Origin of the sequence: Enterobacter sp. 2VL (assembly GCF_005503595.1) — a bacterium.
Classification (GTDB): domain Bacteria; phylum Pseudomonadota; class Gammaproteobacteria; order Enterobacterales; family Enterobacteriaceae; genus Enterobacter; species Enterobacter cancerogenus.
In genome coordinates this window covers 352,706-369,848 of sequence record NZ_SCNE01000004.1, presented here as the reverse complement: position 1 = coordinate 369,848, position 17,143 = coordinate 352,706, and the positions used below count along the sequence as shown (strand labels likewise).

At 53.1% G+C, this 17,143-nt stretch carries 19 protein-coding genes and 1 tRNA gene; 8 read left to right on the top strand and 12 right to left on the bottom strand.

Features of this window, described 5'->3' with window-relative positions; translation table 11 throughout:
• Positions 1 to 33: 33 nt before the first annotated feature.
• The 10 genes from gbpA to arcA form a co-directional block, all read right to left on the bottom strand.
• Positions 34 to 1,485, bottom strand: a complete 1,452-nt coding sequence (gbpA, locus tag FFS28_RS12565; protein WP_101738333.1) for an N-acetylglucosamine-binding protein GbpA — start codon at positions 1,483 to 1,485, stop codon at positions 34 to 36.
• A gap of 138 nt (positions 1,486 to 1,623) precedes the next feature.
• On the bottom strand, positions 1,624 to 2,010 hold the full coding sequence (gene ridA / locus FFS28_RS12560) for a 2-iminobutanoate/2-iminopropanoate deaminase (RefSeq protein ID WP_006179088.1): 387 nt from the start codon (positions 2,008 to 2,010) through the stop codon (positions 1,624 to 1,626).
• 73 nt (positions 2,011 to 2,083) lie between these two features.
• Complete coding sequence (gene pyrI, locus FFS28_RS12555; RefSeq protein ID WP_003863370.1) at positions 2,084 to 2,545, bottom strand: aspartate carbamoyltransferase regulatory subunit; 462 nt, start codon at positions 2,543 to 2,545, stop codon at positions 2,084 to 2,086.
• A gap of 12 nt (positions 2,546 to 2,557) precedes the next feature.
• A complete protein-coding gene (gene pyrB, locus FFS28_RS12550; RefSeq protein WP_137849700.1) occupies positions 2,558 to 3,490 on the bottom strand; it encodes an aspartate carbamoyltransferase in 933 nt (310 codons plus the stop codon).
• A 34-nt stretch (positions 3,491 to 3,524) separates the two neighbouring features.
• A complete protein-coding gene (locus FFS28_RS12545; protein WP_006179090.1) occupies positions 3,525 to 3,629 on the bottom strand; it encodes a pyrBI operon leader peptide in 105 nt (34 codons plus the stop codon).
• 100 nt (positions 3,630 to 3,729) lie between these two features.
• On the bottom strand, positions 3,730 to 4,209 hold the full coding sequence (locus FFS28_RS12540) for an arginine repressor (protein ID WP_042322591.1): 480 nt from the start codon (positions 4,207 to 4,209) through the stop codon (positions 3,730 to 3,732).
• Positions 4,210 to 4,289: 80 nt separating this feature from the next.
• Positions 4,290 to 5,693: a YfcC family protein gene (locus FFS28_RS12535; RefSeq protein WP_058609569.1), complete on the bottom strand. Its 1,404-nt coding sequence runs from the start codon at positions 5,691 to 5,693 to the stop codon at positions 4,290 to 4,292.
• A 45-nt stretch (positions 5,694 to 5,738) separates the two neighbouring features.
• Positions 5,739 to 6,743 (bottom strand): ornithine carbamoyltransferase, encoded by a 1,005-nt coding sequence (gene argF, locus FFS28_RS12530; protein WP_006179093.1) that lies wholly within the window; start codon positions 6,741 to 6,743, stop codon positions 5,739 to 5,741.
• Positions 6,744 to 6,842: 99 nt separating this feature from the next.
• Positions 6,843 to 7,754 (bottom strand): carbamate kinase, encoded by a 912-nt coding sequence (gene arcC / locus FFS28_RS12525; RefSeq protein ID WP_137849699.1) that lies wholly within the window; start codon positions 7,752 to 7,754, stop codon positions 6,843 to 6,845.
• Positions 7,755 to 7,764: 10 nt separating this feature from the next.
• Complete coding sequence (arcA, locus tag FFS28_RS12520; RefSeq protein WP_006174237.1) at positions 7,765 to 8,985, bottom strand: arginine deiminase; 1,221 nt, start codon at positions 8,983 to 8,985, stop codon at positions 7,765 to 7,767.
• Between the two features lie 676 nt (positions 8,986 to 9,661).
• Here arcA and FFS28_RS12515 point away from each other — a divergent pair.
• Positions 9,662 to 10,114: a YhcH/YjgK/YiaL family protein gene (locus tag FFS28_RS12515; RefSeq protein ID WP_102892093.1), complete on the top strand. Its 453-nt coding sequence runs from the start codon at positions 9,662 to 9,664 to the stop codon at positions 10,112 to 10,114.
• Positions 10,115 to 10,219: 105 nt separating this feature from the next.
• Here FFS28_RS12515 and argF (FFS28_RS12510) read toward each other — a convergent pair whose 3' ends face one another.
• Positions 10,220 to 11,224 (bottom strand): ornithine carbamoyltransferase, encoded by a 1,005-nt coding sequence (argF, locus tag FFS28_RS12510; RefSeq protein WP_137849698.1) that lies wholly within the window; start codon positions 11,222 to 11,224, stop codon positions 10,220 to 10,222.
• Entirely contained in the window at positions 11,194 to 11,289 is a 96-nt protein-coding gene (gene argL / locus FFS28_RS21735; protein ID WP_212743975.1) for a putative translational regulatory protein ArgL, read from the bottom strand. Before argL ends, argF (FFS28_RS12510) begins: the two co-directional genes overlap by 31 nt.
• Before the next feature lie 99 nt (positions 11,290 to 11,388).
• Here argL and rraB point away from each other — a divergent pair, with 99 nt between their 5' ends.
• The 7 genes from rraB to FFS28_RS12475 all read left to right on the top strand — a co-directional run bounded on the left by rraB (position 11,389) and on the right by FFS28_RS12475 (position 16,724).
• Positions 11,389 to 11,814 carry a ribonuclease E inhibitor RraB gene (gene rraB, locus FFS28_RS12505; protein ID WP_137272908.1) on the top strand — a complete coding sequence of 142 codons (426 nt, stop codon included), beginning with the start codon at positions 11,389 to 11,391 and terminating at the stop codon, positions 11,812 to 11,814.
• 47 nt (positions 11,815 to 11,861) lie between these two features.
• A complete protein-coding gene (gene miaE, locus FFS28_RS12500; RefSeq protein WP_137849697.1) occupies positions 11,862 to 12,620 on the top strand; it encodes a tRNA isopentenyl-2-thiomethyl-A-37 hydroxylase MiaE in 759 nt (252 codons plus the stop codon).
• A gap of 30 nt (positions 12,621 to 12,650) precedes the next feature.
• On the top strand, positions 12,651 to 13,376 hold the full coding sequence (locus tag FFS28_RS12495; RefSeq protein ID WP_137849696.1) for a topoisomerase II: 726 nt from the start codon (positions 12,651 to 12,653) through the stop codon (positions 13,374 to 13,376).
• Between the two features lie 106 nt (positions 13,377 to 13,482).
• Positions 13,483 to 13,567 (top strand) — tRNA-Leu (locus FFS28_RS12490).
• A 198-nt stretch (positions 13,568 to 13,765) separates the two neighbouring features.
• Complete coding sequence (locus tag FFS28_RS12485) at positions 13,766 to 15,025, top strand: tyrosine-type recombinase/integrase (RefSeq protein ID WP_137849695.1); 1,260 nt, start codon at positions 13,766 to 13,768, stop codon at positions 15,023 to 15,025.
• A gap of 491 nt (positions 15,026 to 15,516) precedes the next feature.
• Positions 15,517 to 15,753, top strand: a complete 237-nt coding sequence (locus FFS28_RS12480; protein ID WP_137849694.1) for a hypothetical protein — start codon at positions 15,517 to 15,519, stop codon at positions 15,751 to 15,753.
• A 212-nt stretch (positions 15,754 to 15,965) separates the two neighbouring features.
• A complete protein-coding gene (locus tag FFS28_RS12475; RefSeq protein ID WP_137849693.1) occupies positions 15,966 to 16,724 on the top strand; it encodes a ComEC/Rec2 family competence protein in 759 nt (252 codons plus the stop codon).
• Positions 16,725 to 17,143: the final 419 nt, after the last annotated feature.

Below are 17,143 nucleotides of genomic sequence, written 5' to 3'. Positions count from 1 at the left end.
CCGCCGGGCGCAAAAGCAACGGAATGCTTCAGATTAGTTCTTCAGAACCCACGCTTCTTTCCAGTGAGCGCCAACGCCTGGCTCATACTGGTTTGCCGTTGGGCTGTACTGCACGCAGTAGCCGCTGTAAGGGAAAGGCTTACACTGGTAAGTCTTGCCATTTTTTGGCTGCAATACCACGGTACCTGCTTTGTACGACCCGATATTCTGCGGGAAGGTGAAGTCGTAGCTGCCGGTGTTACCGCTTGCAGAATCTTCTTCCAGCATCAGGTTCAGCACGTCCTGAGCGAACATCGTGCCGTCTTTGTTGGTCGCGTAGTATTTCAGCATGTGGTGGCCTGCGGTCACGTCGGTCAGGTTCATGGTCACGTCCTGGTTGGCGTTATTCATGTCCTGCTTCACATAACCTTTTTCCGCACCCATGTGGTTCATGACGTGCGCTTCCAGGTTCACGTCACCGTGGGTATTCACGTGGAAGGTGACGGTTGCGTTGCCGTTTTCAATTTTGCTGTACTGCAGGTTAGATACGGCGATGGTTTCGCTCACGTCAGCCTGCTGCTCTTCATAGGAGATAGCAACGGACTTCAGTTGGCTGCCATCTTTCACGAACACGCTGTTTGCGCCGTGAACCGGGTTGATTTCACCGCTTTCATCTTTAACGCCAACGCGAACGTCGCCGTGTGCGTTGTTGATCTGCTGCGCCAGGTCGTAAGACCACTGGTTCGCATCACCCTGTTCAGCAGAGGCGATGGTCAATTCAGTGCGCATAGAGGCCACTTCGCCGTTTGCGTCGAAGAAGCGCGCGATCACTTTGTCGCCTGCGTTCAGGTTATTACCTGCGATCTGGCCGTTCAGCGTTTTAGTCCACTCGGACACTACTGCTGGCGTTTCGTCTGGCGTCACGTTGCCGCCGTTACCGAAATCAACGTCGATAGCCTGGTAGAAGCTGTTAGAGGTATCGGCAATTTCCCAAACGCCATAAATAACCTGGTAACCGGTACGCTCAGGCACATTACAATTCATTGTCTGACGCTGGGCAGGTGCCTGGCCATTACCGTTAACGGTACAGAATGGCGTTAATTCGAATTGATCGCGGGTCAGAGGTTTATTCGGGTTCCAGTTTTGTTTGGTAATATAATAACGCCAGTTAGTCGTTTTATGTGGCGCAGTATGATACCAGACGAACTGGTGTGGACCGGCCGTCATAGGGCTTTTCGTCCACGCATTCAGGCTCTGTTTATCGAGCTGGGAATACTGAGAAATACCGGCGCTGGCGAGTTGACCATCAGGCGGCATCGCGCCAGTAGGGAAACCGGAGGATTTTTCCACGCTCTGCGGTTCGTACTGAACGGTACCGCAATCAATATTTTGACCGAGCTTACACATATAAGCACGGCTGGCTGGAGACTCAATATATCCATGAGCAAATGCAGAAGAGGCAACGGTCAATGTTGCGATTGCAAATGCGATTTTTGAAAGTTTCATTACTCGTCCATTAAAAGAAAGTATTACTTGGCGAATAAAGTCTAATAATGGACAAGGTTATATGTCATTTTATACAGAGAGTAAAAATGGTCGAAATAAAAAAGGCAGCCGTAGCTGCCTTGAATTCATTGAAATATATTATCGACGTACGGCGATCGCTTCAATTTCAATTTTCACGTCTTTTGGCAGACGCGCCACTTCCACGCAGGAGCGCGCCGGGAAGGTCGCGTTATGCTCGGTGAAGAACGCTTCGTAGGTCGCGTTCACGGTCGCGAAGTCGTTCAGGTCTTTAACGAAAACGGTCGTTTTCACGATATCGCCCACTTTCAGGCCCGCTGATTCCACAATCGCCTGCACGTTTTCCAGTGACTGACGCGCCTGTGCGGCTACGTCTTCCGCCACTTCACCGGTTTTTGGGTTCACCGGGATCTGACCGGAGGTGATGATCATGCTGCCCAGATCAACGCCCTGAACGTATGGGCCAATAGCGGCTGGTGCATTTTCCGTCGCGAGTACTTTGCTCATGTTTTCTCCAGAATTACAGCGTTAAGAATGTTCCCGGCCATTATAACAGCCGGGTTTTCATTACCAACCTCAATTAGTTGGCCAGCACCACATAATGAGAAAACTCTTTTTCACAGTATTTGCATTTGAGTGCGATGTCGTTCGCGCGCTTTTTCACTGCAAAACTGGATGAAACTGGCTCAGCATGGCTGATGCAGTTGCTGTTCGGGCAGACCAGCACGCTCTCAATACGATCCGGCAGGCTCGGGCGGGATTTACCCACCACGTCATAGTCGTCGATGCGGTTCACCGTGGCGTCCGGCGCGTACAGGGAAAGCTGGTTGACCTGTTCGTCGGTCAGGAAGGTGTTCTCGATTTTAATCAGGTCTTTGCGGCCCATTTCGCCCGACGGCAGGTTCAGGCCGATGGTGATGCGCTGGTCGGTTTCGGTCAGTTTGAACAGGGTCAACAGCTTAAAGCCGACCTGCGCAGGGATGTGGTCAATCACGGTGCCACGTTTGATGGCTTCAACCTGGAGTTTGTTATCGTGTGTCATTGTCGTTTCCCCTTACAGAGCCAAATCGCGATTCAGAACCAGTGCCAGTAACGCCTGGCGAGCGAAGATGCCGTTCCCGGCCTGCTGGAAGTACCAGGCATGCGGGGTTTTATCCACGTCGGTGTTGATTTCATCGATGCGTGGCAGCGGGTGCAATACCTTCATGTTGCCGCGCGCCCCCTCGAGGTCGCTGGCGCGCAGGACAAACTGTGCCTTCACGTTGGCATATTCAGACGGATCCAGGCGCTCTTTCTGCACCCGGGTCATATACAGAATATCGACGTTGCCTACCACCTCTTCGATGCTGGCGTGCAGGCTCCACGCGATGCCTTTTTCATCGAGCATGTCGAGAATGTACTGCGGCATCGCCAGCGCGTCCGGGGCGATAAAGAAGAAGCGGTTGCCGTTAAATTTCGCCAGCGCCTGGGTCAGGGAGTGAACGGTGCGGCCATATTTCAGGTCGCCGACCATGGCGATGTTCAGGTTTTCCAGCGTGCCCTGGGTTTCCTTAATGGTGAACAGATCCAGCAGGGTCTGCGTGGGATGCTGGTTCGCACCGTCGCCGGCGTTCAGCACCGGAATGCCGCCGGAAAATTCGGTCGCCAGACGGGCGGCCCCTTCCTGCGGATGGCGCATGACAATCGCATCAACGTAAGTACTGATAACCGAAATGGTATCCGCCAGAGTCTCGCCTTTTTTACCCAGCGACGTGTTGCTGCTGTCCGAGAAGCCCACCACGCTCGCGCCCAGGCGGTGCATGGAGGTTTCAAAGGAGAGGCGCGTGCGGGTTGAGGCTTCAAAGAAGCAGCTCGCGATCACCTTGTGCTTCAGCAGCTCCGGTTGCGGATTCGCTTTCAGTTTTGCCGCGGTTTCCAGAACCAGTTCCAGCTCTTCGCGGCTGAGGTCGTTTATGGAAATGATGTGTTTTTGATAAAGCGGATTCATGTTTATCTCCTGACGCCGGGCAAAAAAAAGCCCCTCAAATGAGGGGCTCTGGGAATAGGGTACGCAACGGGAAGAAAAACGGCAGGCCAGCGTCTGATTTCAGACGCGGTAAGACGATATGTCGTACACGCTTGACCATGCTTCCTCCCGGCAAATTGTCGGGCATTATACGCACCCCGTTATGCGGATCAAGCGATTTAATGCACGCTTTACTCAATGCAAACGGTTCTTTGTGAATATTAATGCGTTCTGAGTAAATAATTAATTTGCTTATGCACCAGTGCGGTGCGCTTCACGACACGCGGTGCCACCCAGACGATACTGCTTCCGGCAACCACGCCTAAAATTTCCGGTAACTGGTGATAATCCAGAATACGCGCCACCGCGCGGCCATATCCGGCGACGGTATGGATAAGGATAAATTCGCTATTGTGCTCCACGCTGACCACCATTTCGGAAACGGTGCGCGCGGCGTCGGGGGCAGGGCGCAGCTGTGGATTCAACGAATAAATCTTTAGCCCTTTGGCATTTCGAATTTTTATGACTCCGAGCAACTTCAGCAGGCGCGAAACGGTGGACTGGCTGATGGTCTCAAAACCATGTTCCTGCAGGTCGCGGCGGATCTCCTCCTGGGAGAGATAGCTCTTTTCGGCGATCAGACGCTGGCACACCGTCAGCTGTAGTTGCTCTTTGGGTGAGTACTCTTCGTAATCCATCATATTTACCCTATCAGTTCCCGAAATAACCGGTGGCGCTGCACCGATCCGTAGGCCGGACAGACGCAGCGCCATCCGGCAAATTACAACAATGCACCCAGGCTTAACGCCACCATAATCACCACCGTCAGGATCGCCAGCAGCGGCGCCACCCATTTGAGATAACGCACGTAAGGCACGCGGGCGATAGCCAGCCCGCCCATCACGACGGCAGAGGTAGGAGTGACCAGGTTAACGATGCCGGATGCCGACTGGTAAGCCGTGACCACCAGGTCGCGGTTGACGTTAGCGAAATCGGCGAGCGGCGCCATGATCGGCATCGTCAGTACGGCCAGGCCGGACGAAGAAGGCACAAGAAACGACAAAACCACCTCCAGCCAGTACATCACGTTGATGAACGCCACCGTTGATAAGCCGGTGACCAGACCTTCCGCACTGTGCAAAATGGTGTGGGTAATCATGCCCTTATCCATGATGACTACGATACCGCGCGCGATGCCGATAATCAGCGCGACGCCCAGCAAATCTCGTGCGCCGTTGATAAACGTGGAGGTCAGCTCCTCCTCACTCATGCGGGCGATCAGGCCCACGATAATCGCGCTGGCAAGGAACACCGCCGAGATTTCCGCCATCCACCAGCCGAGCACCGCCACGCCGTAGATCATCACCGCGAAGGCGAGCGCGAAGATCAGCAGGATAAGTTTACGCACCGGGGTAAATTCCAGCGACTGCTCGCCCTTGTTGCCGAGGAAGTGGGCGAGGTTCTCCTCCTGCTTGTCCGCAACGATGGAGAGCGACGGATCCTTGCGCACTTTGCGGGCGTAACGCATTACCCACGCCACGCAGATGAGCCAGCCAATCACCAGCAGCGCCACGCGTAAGGCGATACCGTTGGTGAAGGGGATCCCCGCCGCGTTGGCGGCGATCACCGTGGCGAACGGGTTAATGGTGGAGCCGAGCGTACCGATCCCCGCGCCGAGCAGGACGGTGGAGGCCGCAACCACCGGATCGAAACGGGCGGCCAGCATCACCGGCACCAGCAGGGTGTAAAATGGCAGCGACTCTTCAGCCATGCCATAAATCGTGCCGCCTGCGGCAAACAGCGCCATCAGGATCGGGATCATCCACTCTTCGCGTCCGCGAAGGCGGGTGGTGACGCGCTCGATCCCGGCGTCGATCGCCCCGGTTTTGGTGACGATCCCGAGAAAACCGCCGATGATCAGGATAAACAGCGCGACGTCGATCGCCCCGGCCTGGCCGGATTCCGGATCGTACAGCCCGGCGATCGGTGCCATCAGCACGGAGACCAGTCCCTGCGGATGCGCTGCGACGTGCGCGTAGGTGCCGGCCACCGGTACCTCTTTACCGAGCGCCTCGTTCATCGCCATGTGGTACTGCCCGGCCGGTACAATCCACGTCAGCACGGCAACCACGGCAATCAGGAAAAAGAGAATGGTGTAAGCGGAGGGAAATTTGAACTTGCCCATGATGTTCTCCTCAACCCGGCGCACCCGCGGTGCGCCGGGCGGTGATTAGTCGCCGAGTGTCGCCACCATGACCGCTTTAATGGTGTGCATGCGGTTCTCTGCTTCGTCGAAGACGATGGAGTTCGGGGACTCAAAGACCTCTTCCGTCACTTCCAGCCCCTTCAGGCCGTAGGCCATCTCGATTTCGCGGCCCACTTTGGTGTGCTCGTTGTGGAACGCCGGCAGGCAGTGCATGAACTTCACGTTCGGGTTGCCGGTGGCCTTCATCACGTTGGCGTTGATTTGGTACGGCGTCATCAGGCTGACGCGCTCGGCCCAGGCCTCTTTCGGCTCGCCCATCGACACCCACACGTCGGTGTAGAGGAAATCGGTGCCCTGCACGCCTTCTTCCACGTCGTCGGTCAGCGTGATGCGCGCCCCGGTCTCTTTGGCGATGGCCCGGCACTGCTCAACCAGCCCGGCCTCTGGCCAGAAGGATTTCGGTGCGACCAGGCGAATATCCATCCCCATTTTGGCCGCGCCGACCATCAGCGAGTTGCCCATGTTGTTGCGCGCGTCGCCCAGGTAGGCAAAGCTCAGCTCCGGCAGGGTTTTGCCCGGAGCGTGCTCCAGCATGGTCATCAGGTCGGCGAGGATCTGCGTCGGGTGGAACTCATCGGTCAGGCCGTTCCACACCGGCACGCCCGCGTACTCGCCCAGCTCTTCCACAATCGCCTGGCCGAAGCCGCGATATTCGATGCCGTCATACATGCGTCCCAGCACGCGGGCGGTGTCTTTCATCGACTCTTTATGGCCAATCTGTGATCCGCTTGGGCCGAGGTAAGTCACCTGCGCGCCCTGGTCAAATGCGCCCACTTCAAACGCGCAGCGGGTGCGGGTGGAGGTTTTTTCAAAGATTAGGGCGATGTTTTTGCCGACTAACGTCTGCTTTTCGCGTCCGGCTTTTTTGGCGGCCTTAAGCTCGATGGCAAGGTCGATCAGGTACTGGATCTCGGCGGGGGTGAAGTCCAGCAGTTTCAGAAAGTTGCGGTTTTTCAGGTTGATGGTCATGGGTAAATCCTTTTTGAAATTTAGCTGTCTGTTGCCCTCACCCCGGCGGTTATATTCCCTCTCCCTGAGGGAGAGGGTTAGGGTGAGGGGGAAAACGTCTCAGTTACGAATCAACGTGCCTTTCTCGCCCGCCAGAATCTCTGCCCCGTCGGCCAGGGCGCCGATCCCGGCGATGCCGCCGCAGGCTTCAACGAACTCGCGGCAGGCGGCCACTTTCGGCCCCATCGATCCGGCGTCGAACTGCATATCGTTCAGTAACGCCGGCGTGACCTGTGCCAGCGGACGCTGTGTTGGTTTGCCCCAGTCGAGGTAAACCGCGTCAGCATCGGTGAGGATCAGCAGGGCATCGGCCTCTATCTGGCGCGCCAGCAGCGCGGCGGAAAGGTCTTTGTCGATCACCGCCTCAATGCCGCGGTAGCCGTTGGCGTTTTCCACGACCGGTACACCGCCGCCGCCGTTGCAGATCACCAGATGGTCGCGCTGGATCAGCGCCGTGATGGCATCGCTCTCAACGATGCGTTTCGGCTGCGGGGAAGGCACCACGCGGCGGAATGCGCTGCCGTCGGCCTTGAATATCCAGCCTTTTTCTGCCGCCAGCGCCTTCGCCTGCGCGTCGGTGTAGATCGGGCCGATGTACTTGGTCGGGTTGGTAAACGCCGGGTCGGCGGGGTCCACCTCCACCTGGGTAAGCAGCACGCTCACCTCGCGCTGGGGCAGATTGTTTTTCAGCGCCTGCTGGAGCATGTAGCCGATCATCCCCTGGCTTTCCGCGCCGAGGATGTCGAGCGGGTAGGGGGTAACTTTGTCGTAGGCGCTGTTTTGCAGCGCCAGCAGCCCGACCTGCGGCCCGTTGCCGTGCACCAGCACCACGTGCCACTGCGCCGTCAGCCCGGCGATGGTGCGGGACGCGAGTTCGATGTTCTGGCGCTGGATCTCCGCTTCCAGCGGCTCGCCGCGCTTGAGCAGCGCGTTGCCGCCGAGGGCCACAACCAGAGTGGGTTTACGTTCCATAGTGGCTCCTTTAAATCCCGTCACGTTCCAGCGGGCAGCTCATGCAGCGTGCGCCGCCGCGTCCGCGTCCCAGTTCGTCGCCCGGGATAGGCAGTACGGTTATCCCGGCTTTGTCGTACTTCTCGTTAGTCCAGATGTTGCGCTCGTAGCCGATCACTACGCCCGGGCGGATGGTCAGGACGTTGTTGGCGTCGTTCCACTGCTCGCGTTCGGCTTCAAAGGCATCGCCGCCGGTGGTGATCAGGCGCACCTGGTTAATGCCGAGGGCTTTTTCGATGGCGTGCAGCAGGTCGGTTTCCTGGGTGCGCAGCAGGCCGCCGCGTCCGTCCGGGGTGAGCGTCCAGCACTGGGCATCTTTGCGCACCACTTCCGGGTAGACGGAGAAGGTGTCCACGTCGATGTGGGTCATGACGGTGTCGAGGTGCATGCAGGAGCGGTGTTTCGGCAGTTCAACGGCGATCACCCGCTCGGCCTGACGATGCTGGAATAAACTGTTCGCGAGGAACTCGACCCCCTGCGGCGTGGTGCGTTCAGACAATCCGATTAATACCGCCCCGCGGCCAATCACCAGCACATCACCGCCTTCTAAGGTGGCGTGGTCGTAATTAATATTTTCGTCGCCGAAGTATTTAATAAAATCGCCGTCGGCAAACGCCGGGTGCCAGCGATATATTGCCCGCAGGTTATTGGTTTCACGCTGACGTGCCGGTTTAGCCATTGGGTTAATTGATACGCCGTTATAAATCCAGCAGGAGGTGTCGCGGGTAAATAAATGGTTGGGCAGCGGTTTCATAATAAAATCATTCGCCGTATGGGTATCGACCACCATATTTTTAATCGCGGCAGGAATTTCGCCGTAGGTTAATCCGCCGCTTAAGCGACGCGCCAGCTCGCGGTGCGGCATATCTGCCAGCCAGCCGCGCACGTCGGTGGCAAATGTGGGCCCAAGGCGGTAATCGGAGATTTGCGTCTCCAGCAGCCACGCTTTTGCTTCTGCAATATCAAGCGTTTGAGTAAGAAGGTCGGTCAACAGCAGGACTTCCACACCCTGCTCACGCAGCGTGTTTGCGAAGATGTCATGCTCCTCACCCGCCCGCTCGACCGACAGAACATCGTCGAATAACAGCTCCTGACAGTTCGACGGCGTTAACCGTTTCAGGCTTAAATTTGGGCGGTGCAGCATAACGCTACGCAATTGACCAATTTCAGAACCGACGTAATGCTTTTCCATAATTATTCCTTAAACCGTTTTTTCAGAATAAAAAGGGCATGCGCCATGCGGTGTAATTAACTCCATGGCGGCTAAGCTCAATTGATTTCGAGATTCATACTAAGCGGTTGAATAATCGTTAATGTGATATTGCTCACGCGAAAAGCGATATTACGCGGTTTGTATTCAATTGCATGATTCGAATCAGATAATGATTAATTGGCTATTATTTGCGGATGAATAGCTAAGCATGATCTATTGGCTTTATTCGAGGTTGTTATTAATTTGTAGATGGCAATCTTTTGAAATAATTAGATATCATGCTGATTTAAAAGGATTTTAATCAGGGGTGAGAATGGCTATGCATTATTCACAATTATCTATTTTTGACTTAAGGAAAATCCATAAATAATTATTGAATTTTTCAGCACATAACCAAAAGAGTAAAGTGTGAGGCGACACGGAGTTTTGTTATTAATCATTTAAATTCAGTTGGTTAAGTTTTTAGTGCGATCGCGCCGGGCAGGGGTTATGCATAACCTCTGCATAATTGCCTGCGGGCGACATACAAATATTTAACACAATTCCCGATAAACATGCGTTCGCGCAAATCTCGTTTAAAAAGGGGTGGTATGGCAGTCTGAATTCTCGTATAAAAGATTAAAATGAAACACTGTTTTATATTGAGGGTTTAAACATGATTATTGGCAACATCCACCATCTGCAACCCTGGCTGGCCGAAGAGCTGCGTCAGGCTATCGAACACGTTAAGGCACACGTCACCGACGCAACCCCGACCGGCAAGCACGATATTGACGGCAACAGCCTGTTTTACCTTGTCTCAGAGGACATGACCCAGCCGTACGCCGAACGCCGCGCCGAGTATCACGCGCGCTATCTGGATATTCAGATCGTCCTCAAAGGCCAGGAGGGGATGACCTTTAGCACACTGCCGCACGGCACGCCGGACACCGACTGGCTGGCGGATAAAGACATCGCCTTTCTGCCCGAGGGCGAGCAGGAGAAAACCGTGGTGCTCAGCGAAGGGGATTTTGTGGTGTTCTGGCCGGGCGAAGTGCACAAGCCGCTGTGTGCGGTGGGGGCGCCTGCGCAGGTGCGTAAGGTTGTTGTGAAGATGCTGGTGGAGTGACCTTTACCCCTCACCCTAACCCTCTCCCCACAGGGGAGAGGGGACTGCACCGAGCCGTCTTTACCCCCTCGCCCCTTTGGGGAGAGGGCCGGGGTGAGGGGATTATCACTCCCCAAGCGTCGCCACCATCACCGCCTTAATCGTATGCATCCGGTTTTCCGCCTGATCAAACACGATACTCGCCGGTGACTCAAACACCTCGTCCGTCACCTCCATCCCGCCGTGCAGATCGAACTCTTTCGCCATCTGCTTGCCGAGCGTGGTCTGGTCGTCATGGAACGCGGGCAGACAGTGCAGGAACTTCACGTCCGGGTTGCCGGTCAGCGCCATCATCTGCGCATTCACCTGATAGCCGCGCAGCAGCGCAATCCGCTCCGCCCACTTCTCTTTCGGCTCGCCCATCGACACCCACACGTCGGTATAGATAAAGTCTGCGCCCTTCACGCCTGCCACCACATCTTCCGTCAGGGTGATCTTCCCGCCGTGCTTCTCTGCCAGCGCGCTGCACTCCGCCACCAGGCTCGCTTCCGGCCAGCAGGCTTTCGGGGCCACCAGACGCAGATCCAGCCCGGTCAACGCTGCCGCTTCCAGCATCGAGTTGCCCATGTTGTTGCGCGCATCGCCCGCATAGACCAGCGTCATCTCGTTGAATGCCTTGCCCGGCAGGTGCTCCTGCATGGTGAGCAGGTCCGCCAGCAGCTGCGTCGGGTGGAACTCGTTGGTCAGCCCGTTCCACACCGGCACGCCGGCATATTGCGCCAGCGTTTCGACCACGTCCTGACCGTGACCGCGGTACTGAATGCCGTCGTACATCCGCCCAAGCACGCGCGCGGTATCCTTAATTGACTCTTTATGCCCAATTTGGCTGCCGCTCGGCCCTAAATACGTAACGCGTGCGCCCTGGTCAAATGCGGCAACTTCGAAAGAGCAACGTGTACGGGTCGAGTCTTTTTCGAAGATGAGCGCGATGTTTTTACCGGTAAGCTTTTGTACTTCCTTGCCCTTTTTTTTATCGGCTTTGAGCTGTGCGGCAAGGGTCAGCAGAGAAGTGAACTGTGCAGGGGTAAAATCGAGCAATTTCAGAAAGTGTTTTTTGTACAAATCGGACATTTTATCCTCGCATGGCAAATGCCACTTATTGAATTAAAATTCACTTTATATGTGTAATTATTCATTTGCAACCCTGTTTCACAAATCTTTCTTACAAAGGTGGAGGCAAACACGTCCGTGTGTGAAAATAGAAGTATCTGCCGCACTTTAAAGAGGATTGAGCCATGGCAAACCCGGAACACCTGGAAGAGCAACGCGAAGAGACGCGCCTGATTATTGAAGAACTGCTGGAAGACGGTAGCGATCCGGACGCGCTGTACACCATCGAGCACCATTTCTCTGCTGACGATTTCGACGCGCTGGAAAAAATGGCGGTTGAAGCCTTCAAACTGGGTTACGAAGTGACCGAGCCGGAAGAGCTGGAAGTGGAAGAGGGCGACACCGTCATCTGCTGCGATATTCTGAGCGAAGGCGCGCTGAAGGCAGAGCTGATCGACGCCCAGGTAGAACAGCTGATGAACCTGGCTGAGAAGTTTGAGGTGGAGTACGACGGATGGGGAACCTACTTCGAAGATCCGAACGGTGAAGAGGGCGAAGAAGGCGACGACGAAGATTACATCGACGAAGACGACGACGGCGTGCGTCACTAAGCGTTTCAGGCGGTGGCGCGTGCCACCGCTTTTTTCAAGGCAGAACCATGGATTACCCGCAGATACTCGCCCCGGTACTCAACTTCCTCCAGTGCCCGACCCCGCAAGCATGGATTGATAAAGCCCGCGACCCGGCAAACCTGCCGCTGCTCCTCACCGATCACATGGTGTGCGAGCTGAAGGCCGCCCAGACCGCGTTGTTGCTGGTGCGCAAATACGTCGCCGACGAAAGCGGGGCTGACGCGTTGCTCGACTGGCTCAAACCCTACGAACTGTTCACCTTCCGCGACGGCCCGGAACCCGATTTCATCGCCATGCACAAGCAGATTGGCAAAAGCGTAATGCCCAAAACCGACGACCCGTGGGGACAGGCGCTCATCGACAGCATGGTGCTGCTGATCAAAGAGGAGCTGCACCACTTCTGGCAGGTGCGCGAGGCGATGCTGGCCCGCAACATTCCGTACGTCAAAATTACCGCCAGCCGCTACGCCAAAGGGATGCTGAAAGAAGTACGCACCCACGAACCGCTGACGCTGATCGACAAGCTTATCTGCGGGGCCTACATTGAAGCCCGCTCCTGCGAACGCTTTGCCGCGCTGGCCCCGTTCCTCGACGACGATCTGCAGAAGTTCTATCTCTCGCTGCTGCGCTCCGAAGCGCGGCATTATCAGGACTATCTGGCACTTGCCCAACAGGTGAGTGATAACGATATCTCACCGCGCATACAGCATTTTGGTGAAATTGAAGCCACACTTATCACGACACCGGATAACGAGTTTCGCTTCCACAGCGGCGTGCCGGTGTAAACCGGCTGAGCTAAAGGATAAGGATGCGAGATGAAAAAAACGTGGATCGGTACCGTCGTTGTTGTTGTCGTGGCTGCCGCTGTGGCGTTCTGGGTGTTCTTCGACAAGCAGCAGCAGAGCGCTGAACAGCAGTTAAACGCCACCCTGAACGAGATGCCCGCCTGGCAGGTGATCAAGGAGCAGGAACCCGTGCTGCATCAGCGCATTCTTGATCAGATTGCCGCCCTGCAAAAAGCCGGTGAACCGGAGCAGCAGATTATCGACACCATCCAGCCGCAGATCCTGCATCTGCAGATGAGGCGTCTGCAAAACGCGCCGGATGCCAGCGTGGTGAACTATATGACCATCAATATGGAGCAGACCGCCGCTATCCAGAAGGTGAGCGACGACGCCTGTTTCCGCTTCCTCTATCCGGCGGTGAAGGGCGGCATCAACCCGATGCGCATGCTTGATAAAGAGATGATGTCCCGACGCATGCAGGCCGACGCCGACATGATGCGCGCCGCCTACGGCAAAAATCACCACACCGTGACCCAGGCAGAACGTGAAACGGCTGTCGCTGACGTGCGGCCGATTATGAAAGATCTTGCCGATAAGTACGGTGAGGACATCCAGCTGCTGCAGATGCCGGAGAAGGCGGTGGGCAAAGAGAAGCTCTCCTGTGACATGGTGCAGGAGATGTGGGCGAAGGTGCTGAAGCTGCCGGAGCAGAAGGCTGCAGGGGTGATTCGCCTCGCGGTGTCTGAGCTGGAGTAACAAAGGGCGCTGGTTTTTTGGGCACTTAGCGTGGGTTTAGCGCGACGTCGCTTGCATGGCGGCGCGCGACAGGTATAATCCACAACGTTTCCGCATCCCCTTCAGTGCCGAAGTGGCGAAATCGGTAGACGCAGTTGATTCAAAATCAACCGTAGAAATACGTGCCGGTTCGAGTCCGGCCTTCGGCACCATCGGAACATCAATAGACGTCAACGGACGTCTTTTTTTGTGCCTGAAATCCAGTATCCGCAAGGCGTTACTCGCTTTTTCACTCAACCTAAGTCAACCTGATTCAATTTACATCAACTTACTGATGCGGGTACAACTGCGGGTATATCCCGGTTCGATAATGTTTGTACCCACACAGGACCCTTGAAAGGATACTCATCATGGCTCTGAGTGATGTGAAGGTTCGTTCGGCTAAGCCTGAAGCAAAAGCCTATAAGCTGACCGACGGTGAAGGCATGGTTTTGCTGGTTCACCCTAACGGTTCCAAATACTGGCGGCTTCGTTATCGCTTTGGTGGAAAAGAGAAGATGCTGGCGCTTGGTAAATACCCCGAAGTATCGCTTGCGGATGCCAGGGCGCGCCGGGATGAAGCCAGGAGGTTGTTAGCTAATGGCGTCGATCCCAGTGAGAACAAGAAAGCCGTTAAGGTAGAGCAGGAGCAAGAGGCAATAACGTTTGAAGTGGTTGCCAGAGAATGGCACGCCAGTAATCAGAAATGGTCGACATCGCATAGCGCTCGTGTATTGAAAAGCCTCGAAGATAATCTCTTTGCTGCTATCGGTAAGCGGAACATTGCTGAATTGAAGACAAGGGATCTGCTTGTACCCATTAAAGCCGTAGAGTCATCAGGGCGTCTCGAAGTCGCTGCCCGTTTACAGCAGCGTACTACCGCGATTATGCGCTTTGCCGTTCAGAGCGGCTTAATCGACTACAACCCCGCGCAAGAGATTGCCGGTGCGGTTGCTACGGCGAAAAGACAGCACCGTGCTGCATTAGAACTTAACCGCATTCCTGAATTACTTCACCGCATTGATCATTACTCCGGCAGGCCGTTAACCCGACTGGCGCTTGAACTCACTTTGTTGGTTTTCATCCGTTCAAGCGAGCTGCGTTTTGCTCGCTGGTCAGAAGTGGATTTTGAAACGGCCATGTGGACGATACCAGGAGAGCGTGAGCCGCTGGAAGGTGTTAAACATTCTCAGCGTGGTTCGAAGATGCGGACTCCTCATCTTGTTCCTTTGTCGCGTCAGGCCTTAGCTATTTTGGAAAAGATTAAAACCATGAATGGAAACCGAGAGCTGATCTTTTTGGGCGATCACGATCCACGTAAGCCGATGAGTGAGAATACGGTTAACAAGGCTCTGCGAGTGATGGGCTATGATACGAAGGTTGAGGTTTGTGGGCATGGCTTCAGAACCATGGCCTGTAGTTCATTGATTGAGTCTGGGTTATGGTCGAGGGATGCGGTAGAGCGGCAGATGAGTCATCAGGAACGTAACTCTGTGCGTGCGGCTTACATTCATAAGGCAGAACATCTTGGGGAGCGTAGGTTGATGTTGCAGTGGTGGGCGGATTATCTGGATGCTAACCGTGAGAAGGGGGTGAGTCCGTTTGATTTTGGGAAACTAACGACTGGTTAAAATTGTCATAAATGAGCAGGCTGTAAGAGAGGCCTGCTTGTGAGCCCTGATTCGGTTAGGAAGGTGCGTTGAAAACCATGCTCAAGATTTAATGATACATGGATAACTGCTTCAGTTCATTGTAATGGCGCACAGGGATAACCAGTCTGTAAACGTGGCGATGATATTGCTGAATATGGATAGGACATCTTTCTGGTCACTAAAGTCTATGCCTGTCTTTTTTCATCCCAATTTTGTGTGGATTTCTCAGGCTGCAACGGTTTATACGGTGTTAAAACCTATCGATTTAATTGCGATAGCGTCTAGTTATCTACCATCTCATTAGCTCTATGAGAAGTGAGTGTAATATTTTATATTGCCTTAATAAAAATTTATATTGACGGTATGATATTCTGAAAGTTAGCTTCATAAAGCTAGCAGTTGCGTTAAAGTATCTCAGCGAAAACACTTTTAATGTTTAACTTAATGCAATGATCATATGAGGAATGGAAATGGTGAAGGAACATTACGACGTAAAATCACTTATCTGTGTGATAGATAAAGAAGACATCGATATGGATTATATTGAGGGCGAAAGCTGTATTCGACTTGCCGGTTTTTTTAGAGAAGCGATTCATGAAGATACGGAAAATATTGAGACATTTACTGTCGATATGAGCCTGTCAGTAATTCCTACATTCCCCATCACATCAAGAAATTTTATCGTGGTGAATGTTATATACTTTTAACGTTCCATGAGGTTAAACGCTCTCAGTCTTATTATTACCGTACTTATGTTTTACCAGAAGAAAACACTGCTATGGCACAGTCTCCGATTTATTTTTAGATAGATACTCAAGCATTTGTGCATCAATACAATAATATTATCCATAATAATCAGACTATCTTTAATTTTCTTTTTCGATGCCCATCTCTTCCCGCGGGTAATTATGAGTTCAGCTTGTTGGGTAATGTAACTTTGCATTCCTATCATGTAGGGCAGGGGATGTGTTCTCTGTTGCACAATGATAGCGAAGGTTTTTTACTCGACTGCGGTGCTGGTACGCCAATCAAGCGGCTGGGATATGCCTCCTTAACTTCCAATAAATTAATTGCTGACCTAAATGGATTAAAAAAGGTTTCAATGATTCTTTCGCATTTTGATAGCGACCATCATAGGTTGCTATCCTGGGATAGCAATATTTTGGCTAAAATTGATAATCTCTATGTTCCAGCAAATATGCCTGCGGAGCTTGTTAAAGATGTAAATATCTATCCTATCGTTAAACCTTGCATCTCAATTACCATTTATTTCAATAACGGTAAGCTGCAAGCCTATCGCACCGAACCGACGTGTACGGAAAAAACAAAAAATAATCATGCGCTGATTTCTGTTATTGATTCGAATAAAGAAACAGTATTGCTGCCCGCAGATTATGTCTATTCTAAAATAGTTACGGATAAAAATTTGGATATTGCAAGATTATATTGTAAATCATATAGTTATGTAGTTGTGCCACATCATGGTGATGAAGCCAGTAGTATTGGTGTTTTTAAATCAAGCAATGTATTTGCCAAAGCATTTTTTTCTGCAGGGAATCACGCGACTTATCGTCATCCTCGGAAAACTTCGCTGGATGCACATTCTGCCGCCAAATATGAAATCATCGCTGATAATGATTATGCACAAATTGATTATTCAGTTTCGCTCAATTTGTAGCTAGTGAGCGATGTTTGAGAACACTGAGCGAAATATTCATATTCCGTAGCCGACAGAGGGTATCTTAAGGATTTTCGCTTAGTAAATGATGATTATAATTCTGTAAGCATAGTCAAGATGGCTGAGAGCTTCATCGGGCCGGAGTTAGTTAAAATTAGCGAGGAATGCCAAAAAATATTTTTTGCTAACGCCAGGTAAGATATCAGCCGAAGCAACATAATTCTTTTGGGCTGATATCACAGATGTAGTCCTTTTTCAGCATGAGAATTTTCGTTTCTGATGGCACAAAACAGCCTGGAATGAACATATCATTAACACTCGATTACACAATTTTAATTACAGACAGCTACAGTTTCGTAGACCAAGGTATTGGCAGGTTCAACTGCCTCTTCATAAACTTGACACCCCATTTGAGCTTC

What these genes read in the sequence shown, in the direction of transcription:
- gbpA (WP_101738333.1), bottom strand. Translation starts at nt 1,485, where the DNA reads ATGAAACTTTCAAAAATCGCATTTGCAATCGCAACATTGACCGTTGCC.
- ridA (WP_006179088.1), bottom strand. Translation starts at nt 2,010, where the DNA reads ATGAGCAAAGTACTCGCGACGGAAAATGCACCAGCCGCTATTGGCCCA.
- pyrI (WP_003863370.1), bottom strand. Translation starts at nt 2,545, where the DNA reads ATGACACACGATAACAAACTCCAGGTTGAAGCCATCAAACGTGGCACC.
- pyrB (WP_137849700.1), bottom strand. Translation starts at nt 3,490, where the DNA reads ATGAATCCGCTTTATCAAAAACACATCATTTCCATAAACGACCTCAGC.
- FFS28_RS12545 (WP_006179090.1), bottom strand. Translation starts at nt 3,629, where the DNA reads ATGGTCAAGCGTGTACGACATATCGTCTTACCGCGTCTGAAATCAGAC.
- FFS28_RS12540 (WP_042322591.1), bottom strand. Translation starts at nt 4,209, where the DNA reads ATGATGGATTACGAAGAGTACTCACCCAAAGAGCAACTACAGCTGACG.
- FFS28_RS12535 (WP_058609569.1), bottom strand. Translation starts at nt 5,693, where the DNA reads ATGGGCAAGTTCAAATTTCCCTCCGCTTACACCATTCTCTTTTTCCTG.
- argF (WP_006179093.1), bottom strand. Translation starts at nt 6,743, where the DNA reads ATGACCATCAACCTGAAAAACCGCAACTTTCTGAAACTGCTGGACTTC.
- arcC (WP_137849699.1), bottom strand. Translation starts at nt 7,754, where the DNA reads ATGGAACGTAAACCCACTCTGGTTGTGGCCCTCGGCGGCAACGCGCTG.
- arcA (WP_006174237.1), bottom strand. Translation starts at nt 8,985, where the DNA reads ATGGAAAAGCATTACGTCGGTTCTGAAATTGGTCAATTGCGTAGCGTT.
- FFS28_RS12515 (WP_102892093.1), top strand. Translation starts at nt 9,662, where the DNA reads ATGATTATTGGCAACATCCACCATCTGCAACCCTGGCTGGCCGAAGAG.
- argF (WP_137849698.1), bottom strand. Translation starts at nt 11,224, where the DNA reads ATGTCCGATTTGTACAAAAAACACTTTCTGAAATTGCTCGATTTTACC.
- argL (WP_212743975.1), bottom strand. Translation starts at nt 11,289, where the DNA reads ATGAATAATTACACATATAAAGTGAATTTTAATTCAATAAGTGGCATT.
- rraB (WP_137272908.1), top strand. Translation starts at nt 11,389, where the DNA reads ATGGCAAACCCGGAACACCTGGAAGAGCAACGCGAAGAGACGCGCCTG.
- miaE (WP_137849697.1), top strand. Translation starts at nt 11,862, where the DNA reads ATGGATTACCCGCAGATACTCGCCCCGGTACTCAACTTCCTCCAGTGC.
- FFS28_RS12495 (WP_137849696.1), top strand. Translation starts at nt 12,651, where the DNA reads ATGAAAAAAACGTGGATCGGTACCGTCGTTGTTGTTGTCGTGGCTGCC.
- FFS28_RS12485 (WP_137849695.1), top strand. Translation starts at nt 13,766, where the DNA reads ATGGCTCTGAGTGATGTGAAGGTTCGTTCGGCTAAGCCTGAAGCAAAA.
- FFS28_RS12480 (WP_137849694.1), top strand. Translation starts at nt 15,517, where the DNA reads ATGGTGAAGGAACATTACGACGTAAAATCACTTATCTGTGTGATAGAT.